Below are 13,266 nucleotides of genomic sequence, written 5' to 3'. Positions count from 1 at the left end.
GGCTCAACTGCAGCAGTCCCAGATCTCGGTGGACACAGCCCGCGTGAATCTGGGCTACACCCGCATCACCGCTCCCATGGACGGCGTGGTGGTTGCCGTGATCGCTGAAGAAGGGCGCACCGTCAACGCCAACCAGTCGGCACCGACCATCATCAAGCTGGCCAAGCTCGATACCGTGCAGATCAAGGCCCAGATTTCAGAGGCCGATGTGGTGCGCATCAAGCCTGGGCTGCCGGTGTACTTCACCATCCTGGGCGAACCCAATCGGCGCTACGAAGCCCACCTGCGCGCGGTGGAGCCGGCGCCGGAGTCCGAGCAGAGCGAGAGCACATCGACCACCAGTAGCAGTTCGTCCACGACGGCCATCTACTACAACGGCCTGTTCGATGTACCCAACCCGGACCAGAAGCTGCGCATCGCCATGACGGCGCAGGTGTTCGTGGTGCTGGCCAAGGCCGACAATGCCCTGGTCATTCCGGCCACGGCGCTGGGCGATCGGGTGGGCGGTGGCAAGGGCGCCCGCAACGGCAAGGCTGGCAAGGGCAGCGACTCAGCCGCGCGCGGACAGCTCTACAAGGTGCGTGTCCGTGAAGGCGAGGGTGATCGGCAGACGATCGTCACACGCGAGGTGCGCATTGGCCTGAACAACCGGGTGCAGGCCCAGGTGCTCGACGGCCTCAAGGAAGGTGAACAGGTCGTGGTGGGCGAGGCAGCGGCTGGCGCCAATGGCAGCACCGGCAGCCGCCGCGGCCCGAGCATGTTCTGAGTGCGGAGCGCAGCATGACCCAAGCCCTCCTGGAGGTGAAGGACCTCTGGCGCGAGTTTCCCTCCGGGGATGGCTCCGTGGCCGTGCTCAAGGGGGTGAACCTGAGCATCCAGGCGGGCGAGATGGTGGCCATCATCGGCGCCTCCGGCTCGGGCAAGTCCACCTTGATGAACATTCTGGGCTGCCTGGATCGGCCCACCCGGGGCGTCTACAAGGTGTCGGGGCAGGAAACGCGCGAGCTGTCGCCTGACGAGCTGGCCCGACTGCGGCGTGAGCACTTTGGCTTCATCTTCCAGCGCTATCACCTGCTGGGGGATCTCACGGCCCTGGGCAATGCGGAGATCCCGGCCATCTATGCTGGCTACGGCCGGGCCGAGCGTCATGAGCGTGCGCATGCGCTGCTGACCCGGCTGGGCCTGGGTGATCGCACCGAGCACCGTCCGGGCCAGTTGTCCGGTGGCCAGCAGCAGCGTGTCAGCATTGCCCGGGCCCTGATGAACGGCGGCGATGTCATTCTGGCGGACGAGCCCACGGGCGCGCTCGACAGTGCCAGTGGCGCCGAGGTCATGAACATCCTGCGGGAGCTGCATGCCGAGGGCCACACCATCATCCTGGTCACCCACGATGCCAAGGTGGCCGAGCATGCCCAGCGCATCATCGAGATCGCCGATGGCGAGATCGTGTCCGACAAGCTCAAGGAGGGCGACCCCATGCCCTCGACGGTGCTGCAAGGCCACCGCGCCGACGACCCACACCCCTGGGCCGCCCACTGGGATCGTTTCACCGAGGCCTTCACCATGGCCTTGCGCGCCATGGCAGGCCACCGCTTGCGCACGCTGCTGACCATGCTGGGCATCATCATCGGCATTGCGTCGGTGGTCTCCATGGTGGCGCTGGGCGAGGGGTCACGCCAGCGCGTGCTCAAGGACATCAGCGCCATGGGCACCAACACCATCGACATCTTCTCGGGCAAGAACTTCGGTGACCGTCAGGCCGGACGCATCCGTACCCTGGTGCCGGCCGATGCCGATGCGCTGTCGCAACTGACCTATGTGGACAGCGTCACTCCCAGCGTCAGCACCAGCGTCACCTTGCGCCGTGGCAATGTCGAGGCCACGGCCAACATCACCGGCGTGGGGGATCAGTTCTTCCGCGTCAAGGGCTACGACATGGCCCAGGGACAGGGTTTTGACAGCGACGGGGTGCGGCGCCAGGCCCAGGAGGCCGTGATCGACCCCAACACGCTCAAGGCCTTGTTCAAGGCCGATGAGAATCCGGTGGGGCAGGTGATCTTTCTGGGCAGCGTGCCAGTGCGCGTGATCGGCGTGACCAAGCCCCAGGAGAGCATGTTCACGGCCACCGACAACCTCAATGTCTGGGTGCCCTACACCACGGCCATGCGCCGCCTGCTGGGACAGCGCCACGTGCGCAGCATCACGGTGCGCATCAGCGACAGCGCGCCCTCGGTGGCGGCCGAGCAGGGCATCACCAAATTGCTGACGCAGCGCCATGGGACGCAGGACTTCTTCATGCGCAACAGCGACAGCATCCGCCAGACGATTGAGAGCACCACGCAGACCATGACGTTGCTGATCTCGTCGATCGCGGTGATTTCGCTGATCGTGGGCGGCATCGGGGTGATGAACATCATGCTGGTGTCGGTGACCGAGCGCACCCAGGAGATCGGCGTGCGCATGGCGGTCGGGGCGCGTCAGGGCGATATCCTGCGGCAGTTCCTCATCGAGGCCGTGCTGGTGTGCCTGATCGGCGGGGTGCTTGGCATTGGCCTGGCCTTGGGCATCGGCTACCTGTTCGACACGTTCAGTGATACTTTCAAGATGATCTATTCGACATCCTCCATCGTGCTGGCCTTCGGGGTCTCCAGCCTGATCGGGGTGGTGTTCGGCTTCTGGCCCGCACGCAACGCAGCCCGCCTCGATCCGGTGGATGCGCTGGCACGACAGTGATCGATTTCCAAGATGAACCAAGAAACCATCCTCACTTCCTGGCGCGCCGTGTCGGCCGCAGCCCTCCTGGCGCTGTTGTCTGCTTGTGCCTCGACGCCGGCGGGCATGAATGCGCCGCGCAGCGGTGGCGCCGATGTGCCCTCGCAATGGCAATACGGCGGCGCCCCCACGGGCCGCGATGCCCGAGCCGCGCTCACCCTGGACGAGGCCTGGTGGCAACGCTTCCAGGATCCCCAGCTGGATGCATTGATCGAGCGCGCCTTGTCGCGCAACACCGATCTGGCCGTGGCGGCGCTGAGGGTGCGTCAAGCGCAACTGCGTGCGGACATCGCCGATGCCGCGCGCCTGCCCGAGGTGTCGGCCCGCATCGGTGCCAATGCCAGTCGTCCGCTGGAGAGCGGGGGGGCCACCACCCGCACGTCATCCGCCAGCCTCAATGCCAGCTGGGAGCTGGATCTCTGGGGGCGGGTGAAGTCCCAGAGCGATGCCGCGCAATGGGAGGCCCAGGCCACCGAGGAGGACCGCCGTGCGCTGGCGCTCAGCCTGAGCGGCACCGTGGCACGTCTGTACTGGCAACTGGCCTACCTGGATCAGCGTGTGTCGGCCAGCGAGCAAAGTCTGGCGTATGCCCGCCAGACCGCCCAGTTGGTCATCACCCAGCACAAGGTGGGCAGTGTGTCCGGCCTGGAGGAAGCCCAGGCCCGTCAGGCCGTGTCGACGCAGGAGAGTGCCCTGGCCCAGCTGGTGCAGGCCCGCGTCGAGGCGCGTCAGTCGCTGGCCTTGCTGTTGGACGAGCCGTCGCAGACCAGCAGCCTGCCTGCGCAGCCGCGTTGGCCGCAGGTCGAGCGCCCGGTGATCGAGCCGGGGCTGCCGGCCGACACCCTGGCCCGTCGCCCGGATCTGCGCGCGGCTGAGGCCCGTCTGCGCAAGGCCTATGCCGCGGTGGACACCACCCGCACCAGCTACTACCCCACGCTCAGCCTGACGGGCAGTGTGGGCGGCAGCAGTGAGACGCTGTCGAATGTCTTGAGCAACCCGGTGGGCACCCTCGGGGCCGCGCTGGTGCTGCCCTTCCTGCAGTGGCGTGACATGCAGCGCAATGTGGCGGTGTCGCAGGCCGAGGCCGATGCCGCGGTGCTCGGTTTCCGCCAGACGCTCTACCAGGCGCTGGCCGATGTGGACAAGGCGCTGTCGGCGCAAGTGCAGTTGCAGACCCAGGTCCAGGCCCAGGGTGAGCGGCTGACGCAGGCCCAGAAGGTCGAGCGGCTCAGCGAGTTGCGCTACCGTGCAGGGGCCGAGCCCCTCAAGACCTGGCTGGACGCGCAGGAGTCGCGCCGTCAGGCCGAGCTCGCCCACGCCGAGGTCCGCTACAACCAGTTGAGCAACTGGGTGGCCCTGGTGCAGGCACTGGGTGGCGGCCCCACCCGCTGAAACCCTCGGCGATCCGGTCTCCATTTCCGACGACAATGCCCCCCGATGCGCGCCATCGGGGGCGCTGTGCTGTGGAGACATCGCGATGAGCAAACCTCTTGCCCTGGTCACGGGCGCTTCATCCGGGATTGGTGTGGAACTGGCGCGGGACCTCGCCCGACGTGGACACGATCTGGTGCTGGTGGCGCGCCGGGAGGCCGCCTTGCGTCAACTGGCCGATGAGCTGAGCAGCCGCTGCGGCATCACCTGTCATGTGCTGTCGCAGGACCTCACTGCGCCGGACGGCGTGTCGGCCCTGGTGGCCCAGTTGTCGACGCTGGGCTTGAGCCCCGATGTGCTGATCAACAACGCAGGCCTGGGCCTGATCGGCCACCACGTGCGCAACCGCTGGGAAGACGAGCAGCGCATGCTCGACCTCAACATCACGGCGCTCACCCGCCTGACCCATGCCCTCTTGCCCGCCATGAAGCAGCGTGGCCATGGCCGCATCCTCAATGTGGCCTCCACGGCGGCCTTCCAGCCTGGTCCGGGCATGGCGGTGTACTTTGCCAGCAAGGCCTATGTGCTGTCCTACAGCGAGGGCCTGCATCAGGAGTTGGGCCGCCATGGCGTGACGGTCACGGCCCTGTGCCCCGGGCCTACGCAGAGCGAGTTCGTGCAGGTGGCCTCCCGCTCGCACCGCATCTCGCTGGCCGATCGAGTGCCTTTTGCGTCCGCCGCGTCGGTGGCCCGTTACGGCATCGAGGCCATGATGCGTGGGCAGGCGGTGGCCGTGCCTGGGCTGATCAACAAGCTGGGTGCGTTTTCCACGCGCTTCACACCGCGCTGGATGATGCGACGCATCATCGCGATGGCCTTCAAACCCGTCTGATATTCCATTGTCGATAAGCTGCGCATCCATGATCACCGTTCACCACCTGGAAACCTCCCGCTCGCAACGCGTGCTGTGGCTGCTTGAAGAGCTCGGCGTGCCTTATGAGATCAAGGTCTACAAGCGCGATCCGCGCACCCGCCTGGCCCCGCCGGAGCTCAAGAAGATCCACCCGCTGGGCAAGTCGCCCGTGATCACCGACGGTGAGCTGGTGGTGGCCGAGTCCGGTGCCATCCTGGAATACCTGGCCGAGCGCTACGGCGCGCAAGGGCAGGGCGATGTGGCTCATCTGCTGCCTCAAGCTGGCACGCCCGAGCACATGCAACTGCGCTTCTGGATGCACTATGCCGAAGGCTCGCTGATGAACTGGCTGGTGATGAAGCTGGTCTTCATGACCATTCCCACACAGCCCATGCCCTTTTTCGTGCGTCCCATTGCCCGCGAGCTGTGCAGCCGTGTGCAAAAGCAGTTGATCGACCGCAACCTGGCCGATGCCACCGCCTTCATGGAGTCTCACCTGGGCTGCCACACCTGGTTTGCTGGCGATCAGCTCACGCTGGCGGATTTCCAGATGAGCTTTGCGGTCGAGGCCCTGCTGGCTCGCGGCGAGGAGGCCAGGCGCAGCCCCAGGTTGGCCGCCTACCGTGACCGGATGGTGCAGCGCCCGGCTTATCAGCGCGCCATCGCCAAGGGTGGCCCGGTCGTGATGTCCTGACCGCACGGTTGTGTGCCAGATCTGACACGAATCAAGAAAGGCTGAGTCCCCGCACTCAAGTTCTCGTCACCTTCTGTCGAATGAACGATCAGCGGTGGTTGTCGCCACTCGCGCAGGCCCGGATGTGGCGCTCTGCCATGTCTGGGAGGCAAGTCCATTCATGAAGATCGGAGGCGTGTATGGGTCTGAAGCACAAGTGTCTGGGTCTCGTTCTGGCAACTCTGGCGGCGCATGCGGCGCTCGCACAGACCAGGCCATCATCTTTGCCCTTGCTGGTGGTCGGGGCGTCCTACGCGGAGGGTAAAACACCCTTCAATCAGGGCATCGCCCCGCTGGGGGGCATTGCGGTGGGCTTTGGTTCTTACCTGAGCCTGGGGCAGGCGCTCACCCGCAGCGCGCCCTTGCCTGGCTACGTCATCAACGAGGGACAGGCAGGGGGAACCACCTTTGCCCGCCCCTACTGTGCTCCCGGGGCCTCCACCTGTGGTCCAGCCTCCTGGGACAGCTACATGACCCAGTTGCAGCATGCCCTGGCCCGGGTGGCCATGCCGCCGACCTTCACCCAGTACAACGCGAAGTATGTGGTGATCCTCACGCCCAACGACTGCCTGCATTCGGATGCCTTCGGCATCCCGCAGGCACAGGCGCAGCCCTGCGGACCGGCGCAGATGAATCAGGTGGCAGACCGGCTGATCGCAGTGGGGGCGTACGCGCTGTCCAAAGGCATCACGCCCATCTATGACGTGGCTCCACGCTACAGCAAGCTGGATCTGAATCTGTTTCGCAGCCTCTATGGCCTGGACTGGGTGATCGGCGAGGCCGACTACAACACCTTGCGTCAGCTCACGCACAACCGCATCCGCGCGGAGCTGCCTTCGGCCATCACGCTGGACATCTGGAAGGACTTTGTCCACATGGGCGATGGCATCCATCCAACGCCCGAGGCGGCGCGCCGGGCGGCACTGCAGGTCACGGTCGAACTGCTGCGCCGTGATGTCATGGCGAACTGAGGCGGTTGTCAGGGGCCCGGTGGGGACACCCCCGGGCCTGCGGGAGGAAAGGCCTGAAACAGGGGCAGGGTCTCGGAGGTCTGTGAGAGCGCATGCAACTGCGGAAATGATTCGCCCGGAAGCCCATCGGCGGCCATCGTTTGCACGAACTGCCAGACCACGGCGGCGGTGATGGCGGCCTGGCCTTTGCCGGCCTGAAGCGGTTCGCGCGCCAGTTCTTGTTCAAGCTCGGTGAAGGCAGCACGCATCTGACCCTGCACACGCTCCAGCCAGGGCGCGTGCTGCTTGTCTGGCGGGCGCAGGCGGGTCTCGTAGACATGCTGCACGGCCTTGTCGCAGCCGGCCAGGGCCAGCCCGAGCAGCCTCAGGGTCCTCAGGCGCGCCATCGTGCCTCGGGGCATCTGACGCAGCGGTGGCGGGATCAGGGATTCGGCATGATCGAGGATCAAGGTCGAGTCCATGAGCACCGTGCCATCCGGGCAGATCAAGGTGGGGGCCTTGATCACCGGGTTGATCTGGCGGAACTGCTCCACGGTGGACAGCACCGACAGGGCCTGGTGCTCGAAGGGGATGCCCATGGCGCTCAGCGAGATGGCCACGCGGCGTACATAAGGGGAGTCCAGCATGCCGATCAGTTTCATGGCGGGGCCTATGTTCTGGATGTCTTGTTTTTCTTGCCCGGCTTCTTGCCGGACTTCTTGCCCGAGAGCGGGGCGTCATCGGTGTCCATGCCCATGTCCAGGGCCGCTTCCAGGCGCTCGCACAGGGTGCGCACGATCTTGACGCGGGCATAGCGCTTGTCATTGGCTTCGACCAGCGTCCAGGGGGCCGTACCGGTGCTGGTGCGGTCCACCATGTCACACACAGCCTGCTGATAAGCGTCCCACTTGTCGCGATTGCGCCAGTCTTCTTCGGTGAGTTTGAAGCGCTTGAAGGCAATCTCCGTGCGCTCCTTGAAGCGCCGCAACTGCTCGGCCTGGCTGATCTGCAGCCAGAACTTCACCACGATCACGCCGGCATCGACCATCTCATGCTCGAAGTCGTTGATCTCGGTGTAGGCGCGCAGCCAGTCGTGCTCGGCGCAGAAACCTTCGACCCGCTCCACCAGGACGCGCCCGTACCAGGTGCGGTCGAAGAGGGCCACATGGCCACGGCGAGGCAGATGGCGCCAAAAGCGCCACAGATGGGGTTGAGCGCGTTCTTCCTCGGTGGGGGCAGCCACCGGGATCACCTGGTATTGACGGGCATCCATGGCAGCACAGACGCGCCGGATGGCGCCCCCCTTGCCTGCAGCATCGGCCCCCTCGAAGGCGCACACCAGCGAGCGCCCCTGAAAACGCGGGTCGCGCAGCAGTTCGTGCAATCGCCCCTGCCAGTGGGCCAACTCGATCTCGTAGCGCTTGTCCGTCAGCTTGAGCGTGAGGTCCAGGGCCGACAGCACGCTGCGACCATCGGTGTTGACGCGCACCATGGGCGCCACGGGCGAGGCCTGTCGCTCCGTACTGGACAACTTGGTCTGCATGGCCTCCAGCAGCACCCGCCCCACGGTCAGGGAGCGGTAACGGTCATCGGAGCCATCGATGGTGACCCAGGGAGACCAGGGAGTGTTGGTCATGCGCAGGAAGTGGCCTGCGGTCTCCTGCAGCTTGTCGAAGGTCTTGAGGCGATCCCAATTCCACTGGGTCACACGCCAGGCGGTGCGGGGGTCGCGTTCCAGTGCCTTGAGTCGCTTCTTCTGGGCATCTTTGGTCAGGTGAAACCAGAACTTGAGGATCAGTGCACCCTCATTGACCAGCATGGCCTCGAAGCGGTTGATCTGGTCCGCCTGGGCATCGAGTTCCTTGAGCGAGATCTGCTCGGCAATGCGCTGCCGGATGGGCTCGGAGTACCAGGACCCCGCAAAGATTCCGATGCGCCCCTTGGGGGGCAGGGCCCGCCAGTAACGCCACATCGGTGGGCGCTCGCGCTCTTCGTCAGTCAACTCGCAAAAGGCCAGCGTCGAGATGAAGCGCGGGTCCATCCACTCGTGCAGCAGGTTGATGGTTTCGCCCTTGCCCGCACCGTCCTGCCCACTGATCAACACGATCACCGGGATCTGGCGGTGCTCGTACAGGGCCACCTGCGCTTGCAGCAGCGCCTCGCGCAGTTCCGGCACGGCCTGGCGGTAGGCCGACTTGCTGATGGTGTGCCCGATCTCGGCCGATTCAAACATCAGGCGCTCTCCTGTGGCGGGGGCATGTCTGTGGCAGGAAAGAGCTTGAGCGCCTCTGCACACCAGCGCGCCCAACCTTCCTCGTACATGATGCCGGTCTGAAGGATCAGGTGCTGGATCTGCGCCTCGCGCGTGAGCACCTTGTCCTTGGGAAAGTCCTTTTTCTCGATGGCGCGGTAGGCTGCCAGGCGGGTGCGATGCAGGTGCATGCGCCGCTCGATTTCGCCATGCAGCCCCAGGGGGCCCATGACCGCGTCGGCCCGCAGGCGCACCATCAGCTCATCGCGGGTGTCCATGGGCGGGGAGGGCTCGCACACCCAACGGCGCAACTCCTGTTTGCCGGCATCGAGCACCTGGTAGATGCGCTTGCGGGTCTTGCCGCCATCGGGGGCGGCCTCCGAGCTGATCCAGCCCGTCTGCTCCATGCGGGCCAGTTCACGGTAGATCTGCTGATGGGTGGCATGCCAGAAATAACCGATCGACTTGTCGAAGCGGCGGGCCAGTTCATAGCCGGAGGAGGATTTCTCCAGCAGCGATGTCATCAAGGCATGGGCAAGGGACATGGGTTCAGTGTAAGGGGCGCGCCTGGCGAGCGGCTCACATCCATGCAACCAGTTGCATGAATGCCTCGGTTTGGCATATATTCATGCAACTGGTTGCATAGTTGTGCGATGGGGATGCCTCTGTCGGCCGATATGGCTATGCTCTGGTCCTGCACGACCCCCTTGGCTTTCTCAATCATCTGATATGACCACCTATCCGCATCTCCTGCAGCCTCTGGATCTGGGCTTCACCACCTTGCGTAACCGCGTGCTCATGGGCTCCATGCACGTGGGCCTGGAAGAGGCCAAGGACGGTTTCGAGCGCATGGCCGCCTTCTATGCCGAGCGGGCCCGTGGTGGCGTGGCGCTCATGGTGACCGGGGGCATTGCGCCCAATGACGATGGCCGCCCTTATCCCGGCGGGGCCCGTCTGGCCACCCCTGAAGAAGCCGAGCAGCACAAGATCGTGACCCGTGCCGTGCATGAGGCCGGTGGCAAGATCGCTCTGCAGATCCTGCACTTTGGTCGCTACGCCTATCACCCCGGCCTGGTCGGCCCCAGCCCCATCAAGGCCCCGATCTCGCCCATGCCCCCGCGTGAGCTCAGCTCGGCCGAAGTCGAGCAGACCATCGAAGATTTCGCCAACTGTGCGGCCCTGGCCCAGCAGGCCGGTTATGACGGCGTCGAGGTCATGGGCTCCGAGGGCTACCTGATCAACGAGTTCATCGCTGCGCGCACCAATCACCGCACGGACGAATGGGGCGGCTCCTACGAGAACCGCATGCGCTTCCCCGTCGAGATCGTGCGCCGCGTGCGCGAGCGCGTGGGGCCCAACTTCATCATCATCTACCGTCTGTCCATGCTGGACCTGGTTGATGGCGGCTCCACCTTTGACGAAGTGGTGCAACTGGCCCAGGCCATCGAAGCGGCGGGCGCCACCCTCATCAACACCGGCATCGGCTGGCATGAGGCCCGCATTCCCACCATCGCCACCAGCGTGCCCCGTGGGGCCTTTGCCTGGGTGACCCAGAAGATGAAGGGCAAGGTCAAGATCCCCCTGATCACGACCAACCGCATCAACACCCCGGAGGTGGGCGAAAAGATCCTGGCCGATGGCTGCGCCGACATGGTGTCCATGGCCCGCCCGCTGCTGGCCGATCCCGACTTTGTCAACAAGGCCGCGGCAGGCAAGGCCGACCAGATCAACACCTGCATCGGCTGCAACCAGGCCTGTCTGGACCACACCTTCAGTGGCCGCATCACCTCCTGCCTGGTCAACCCGCGCGCCTGCAACGAGACCCTGCTCAAGATCGAACCTGTCACCAGTGCCAGGCGCATCGCCGTGGTGGGCGCGGGCCCGGCCGGTCTGGCGGCGGCCACCACCGCCGCGCAGCGCGGCCATGACGTGACCCTGTTCGAAGCGGCGGACGATGTGGGCGGTCAGTTCAACATTGCCAAGAAGGTGCCGGGCAAGGAAGAGTTCTACGAGACCTTGCGCTACTTCCGCAATCAGCTCAAGCTCACAGGCGTGAAGGCTCGCTTCAACACCCGCGTGACGGTGGACGAACTGGTGCAGGGCGGCTTCGACGAGATTCTGCTGGCCACGGGTGTGGTGCCGCGCACGCCCGCCATCGAGGGCGTGGATCACCCCAAGGTGCTGAGCTATCTGGACGTGCTGCGCGACAACAAGCCCGTGGGCAAGACCGTGGCCGTGATCGGTGCCGGTGGCATCGGCTTTGACGTGTCGGAGTTCCTCACGCACGAAGGCGAGAGCCCGGCCCTGAACCTGGCCAAGTTCAATGACGAGTGGGGCATCGACAGCAGCTATGCCGACCGTGGCGGCCTCAAGGCGCCGCATCTGGACAAGGCCCCTCGTCAGGTCTATCTGCTGCAGCGCAAGACCAGCAAGGTGGGTGACGGCCTGGGCAAGACGACGGGCTGGATCCACCGCACCTCGCTGAAGAACCGCAACGTCGAGATGATCGCCGGTGCCAGCTATCACAAGATCGACGATGCCGGCCTGCACATCACGGTGGGCGGCAAGGACATCGTGCTGCCGGTCGATAACGTGGTGTTGTGCGCGGGGCAGGAGCCCTTCCGCGAACTGCAGGCGGGCCTGCAAGCCGCCGGCCAGAAGGTGACCCTGATCGGTGGCGCCGACGTGGCCGCCGAACTCGACGCCAAGCGCGCCATTTTGCAAGGCACCGAAGTGGCTGCCGCCCTTTGATCAGCACAAGGATCACCCCATGAGCGAGACCACGACCCAACCCACGCCGCCCGTGCTGGAGGCTCTGCAGATCACCCTGGCCGATCACATCGCCACGGTGCGCCTGAATCGCCCGGACAAGGCCAACGCCATGAACTGGGCGATGTGGCAGGAGATCCGCACGGCCATGCAGTGGGTGGACCGCACCCCCGAGGCCCGTGTGGTCATCATCGAGGGGGAGGGCAAGCACTTCACTTCGGGCATCGACCTGGGCATGATGATGGGCCTGCAAGCCCAGATCAAGGACGACTGCGATGGCCGCTCGCGCGAGAAGTTGCGCCAGCTCGTGCTGGAGCTGCAGGACACCCTGAGCAGCATCGAGCGTTGCCGCAAGCCCGTGCTGGCCGCCATCCATGGTGGCTGTGTGGGCGGCGGTGTGGACCTGATCAGTTGCACCGACATGCGCTATTGCTCGTTGGACGCCTACTTCACGATCAAGGAGATCGACATCGGCATGGTGGCCGATGTGGGCACCCTGCAGCGTCTGCCCAAGATCCTGGGCCACCAGGGCATCGTGCGCGAGATGGCCTTCACTGGCCGCAAGGTCGAGGCTGCCGAGGCCCTGCGCATCGGCCTGGTCAATCAGGTCTTTGAGTCGCGTGAGGCGCTGCAGGCCGGGGTGCGCGAGATGGCGGCCCTGATCGCGGCCAAGTCACCGCTGTCCATCCGCGGCACCAAGGAGATGCTCAATTACAGCCGGGATCACTCGGTGGCCGATGGCCTGAACTACATCGCCACCTGGAACTCGGCCATGCTGATGTCCAGCGACCTGATGACGGCGATGATGGCCAGCATGAGCAAGCAGACGCCTCAGTTCAAGGACTGAGCGGCAGGCGCCTGCTCCGCCTGACCTCAGGCGCGATGGTCCTTGAGCAGGTGCCCTCGGGCCACGCAGTCCTTCTCGTGGCCTGGCTCGATCCAGGGTTCGGCCAGGGCCTGTTCCCGCCAGGCCTGCATGGCGGGCAGATGCAGCAAGCGCTGTACATAGGCCTGGCAGTCGGGCGCCAGGGGCAGGCCATAGGTTTGCACCCTGAAAGCCACGGGACAGAAGAAGGCGTCGACCGCCGTGAACTGGTCACCCGCCAGGAAGGGGCCGCCAAAGCGGGTCAGGCCCTCTTGCCACAACTCTTGCAGCCGATCGAGATCGGCCTGCAAGGCGGCATCGATCCCATAGAGCCCCACCTCGATGCAGCAGTTCATGGAGCATTGCTGGCGCAGGTTCGAGAATCCCGAGTGCATTTCAGCGCTGGCGCAACGCGCCCAGGCCCTGGCCACCGGGTGGGCGGGCCAGACGGCGGGGCGCTCTTCGGCCAGGAATTCGGCGATGGCCAGGGAATCCCACACCGGGCCGTGTTCGGTGACCAGGCAGGGCACCTTGCCCGTGGGCGAGAAGGCCCGGTAGGCGCCCCAGTTGGAGCCTTCGCCAAAGGGCACCAGTTTTTCGGTGAAGTTGATGCCCAGCTGCTGCATCAGCACCCAGGGCCGC

General features: G+C 65.4%; 12 protein-coding genes. 8 read left to right on the top strand and 4 right to left on the bottom strand.

The window, feature by feature from the left end:
* From VFW84_RS16490 to VFW84_RS16465, 6 genes are all read left to right on the top strand, one after another.
* Positions 1-766, top strand: a 766-nt coding sequence (locus tag VFW84_RS16490; RefSeq protein ID WP_329681560.1) for an HlyD family efflux transporter periplasmic adaptor subunit, incomplete at its 5' end; no start/stop codon positions are given.
* A 14-nt stretch (positions 767-780) separates the two neighbouring features.
* The gene (locus VFW84_RS16485; protein WP_329681559.1) at positions 781-2,733 is read left to right on the top strand and encodes a MacB family efflux pump subunit; all 1,953 of its coding nucleotides are present in this window, start codon (positions 781-783) and stop codon (positions 2,731-2,733) included.
* A 12-nt stretch (positions 2,734-2,745) separates the two neighbouring features.
* The gene (locus VFW84_RS16480) at positions 2,746-4,164 is read left to right on the top strand and encodes an efflux transporter outer membrane subunit (protein ID WP_329681558.1); all 1,419 of its coding nucleotides are present in this window, start codon (positions 2,746-2,748) and stop codon (positions 4,162-4,164) included.
* Positions 4,165-4,249: 85 nt separating this feature from the next.
* Positions 4,250-5,035 carry an SDR family oxidoreductase gene (locus VFW84_RS16475; RefSeq protein WP_329681557.1) on the top strand — a complete coding sequence of 262 codons (786 nt, stop codon included), beginning with the start codon at positions 4,250-4,252 and terminating at the stop codon, positions 5,033-5,035.
* 28 nt (positions 5,036-5,063) lie between these two features.
* Positions 5,064-5,750 carry a glutathione S-transferase gene (locus tag VFW84_RS16470; RefSeq protein WP_329681556.1) on the top strand — a complete coding sequence of 229 codons (687 nt, stop codon included), beginning with the start codon at positions 5,064-5,066 and terminating at the stop codon, positions 5,748-5,750.
* A 179-nt stretch (positions 5,751-5,929) separates the two neighbouring features.
* The gene (locus VFW84_RS16465) at positions 5,930-6,760 is read left to right on the top strand and encodes a hypothetical protein (RefSeq protein WP_329681555.1); all 831 of its coding nucleotides are present in this window, start codon (positions 5,930-5,932) and stop codon (positions 6,758-6,760) included.
* 8 nt (positions 6,761-6,768) lie between these two features.
* Here VFW84_RS16465 and VFW84_RS16460 read toward each other — a convergent pair whose 3' ends face one another.
* The 3 genes from VFW84_RS16460 to VFW84_RS16450 are packed head-to-tail and all read right to left on the bottom strand — an operon-like array spanning position 6,769 to position 9,535.
* Positions 6,769-7,401, bottom strand: a complete 633-nt coding sequence (locus VFW84_RS16460) for a glutathione S-transferase family protein (protein ID WP_329681554.1) — start codon at positions 7,399-7,401, stop codon at positions 6,769-6,771.
* Between the two features lie 8 nt (positions 7,402-7,409).
* Positions 7,410-8,972 carry a polyphosphate:AMP phosphotransferase gene (gene pap, locus VFW84_RS16455; RefSeq protein WP_329681553.1) on the bottom strand — a complete coding sequence of 521 codons (1,563 nt, stop codon included), beginning with the start codon at positions 8,970-8,972 and terminating at the stop codon, positions 7,410-7,412.
* Positions 8,972-9,535, bottom strand: coding sequence for a PadR family transcriptional regulator (locus VFW84_RS16450; RefSeq protein ID WP_329681552.1), 564 nt, complete (start codon positions 9,533-9,535; stop codon positions 8,972-8,974). The genes pap and VFW84_RS16450 overlap by 1 nt, the downstream gene beginning before the upstream one ends.
* Positions 9,536-9,719: 184 nt before the next feature.
* Here VFW84_RS16450 and VFW84_RS16445 point away from each other — a divergent pair, with 184 nt between their 5' ends.
* Together VFW84_RS16445 and VFW84_RS16440 are read left to right on the top strand one after the other, a co-directional pair.
* Complete coding sequence (locus VFW84_RS16445) at positions 9,720-11,741, top strand: NADPH-dependent 2,4-dienoyl-CoA reductase (protein WP_329681551.1); 2,022 nt, start codon at positions 9,720-9,722, stop codon at positions 11,739-11,741.
* A 19-nt stretch (positions 11,742-11,760) separates the two neighbouring features.
* Positions 11,761-12,606, top strand: a complete 846-nt coding sequence (locus tag VFW84_RS16440; RefSeq protein WP_329681550.1) for a crotonase/enoyl-CoA hydratase family protein — start codon at positions 11,761-11,763, stop codon at positions 12,604-12,606.
* 26 nt (positions 12,607-12,632) lie between these two features.
* Here the strand turns inward: VFW84_RS16440 and VFW84_RS16435 are convergent.
* Positions 12,633-13,266, bottom strand: a 634-nt coding sequence (locus tag VFW84_RS16435) for a glutathione S-transferase (RefSeq protein ID WP_329681549.1), incomplete at its 5' end; no start/stop codon positions are given.

Source organism: Aquabacterium sp., assembly GCF_036279655.1.
Taxonomy (GTDB): Bacteria; Pseudomonadota; Gammaproteobacteria; order Burkholderiales; family Burkholderiaceae_C; genus Aquabacterium.
The sequence above is the reverse complement of the archived record's forward strand: the minus strand, read 5'-3'. Positions and strand labels throughout refer to the sequence as shown.

Bases quoted from the DNA above. Each gene is read 5' to 3' on its own strand.
- VFW84_RS16450 (WP_329681552.1), bottom strand. From the start codon at position 9,535: ATGTCCCTTGCCCATGCCTTGATGACATCGCTGCTGGAGAAATCCTCC.
- VFW84_RS16480 (WP_329681558.1), top strand. From the start codon at position 2,746: ATGAACCAAGAAACCATCCTCACTTCCTGGCGCGCCGTGTCGGCCGCA.
- VFW84_RS16460 (WP_329681554.1), bottom strand. From the start codon at position 7,401: ATGAAACTGATCGGCATGCTGGACTCCCCTTATGTACGCCGCGTGGCC.
- VFW84_RS16485 (WP_329681559.1), top strand. From the start codon at position 781: ATGACCCAAGCCCTCCTGGAGGTGAAGGACCTCTGGCGCGAGTTTCCC.
- pap (WP_329681553.1), bottom strand. From the start codon at position 8,972: ATGTTTGAATCGGCCGAGATCGGGCACACCATCAGCAAGTCGGCCTAC.
- VFW84_RS16475 (WP_329681557.1), top strand. From the start codon at position 4,250: ATGAGCAAACCTCTTGCCCTGGTCACGGGCGCTTCATCCGGGATTGGT.
- VFW84_RS16445 (WP_329681551.1), top strand. From the start codon at position 9,720: ATGACCACCTATCCGCATCTCCTGCAGCCTCTGGATCTGGGCTTCACC.
- VFW84_RS16470 (WP_329681556.1), top strand. From the start codon at position 5,064: ATGATCACCGTTCACCACCTGGAAACCTCCCGCTCGCAACGCGTGCTG.
- VFW84_RS16440 (WP_329681550.1), top strand. From the start codon at position 11,761: ATGAGCGAGACCACGACCCAACCCACGCCGCCCGTGCTGGAGGCTCTG.
- VFW84_RS16465 (WP_329681555.1), top strand. From the start codon at position 5,930: ATGGGTCTGAAGCACAAGTGTCTGGGTCTCGTTCTGGCAACTCTGGCG.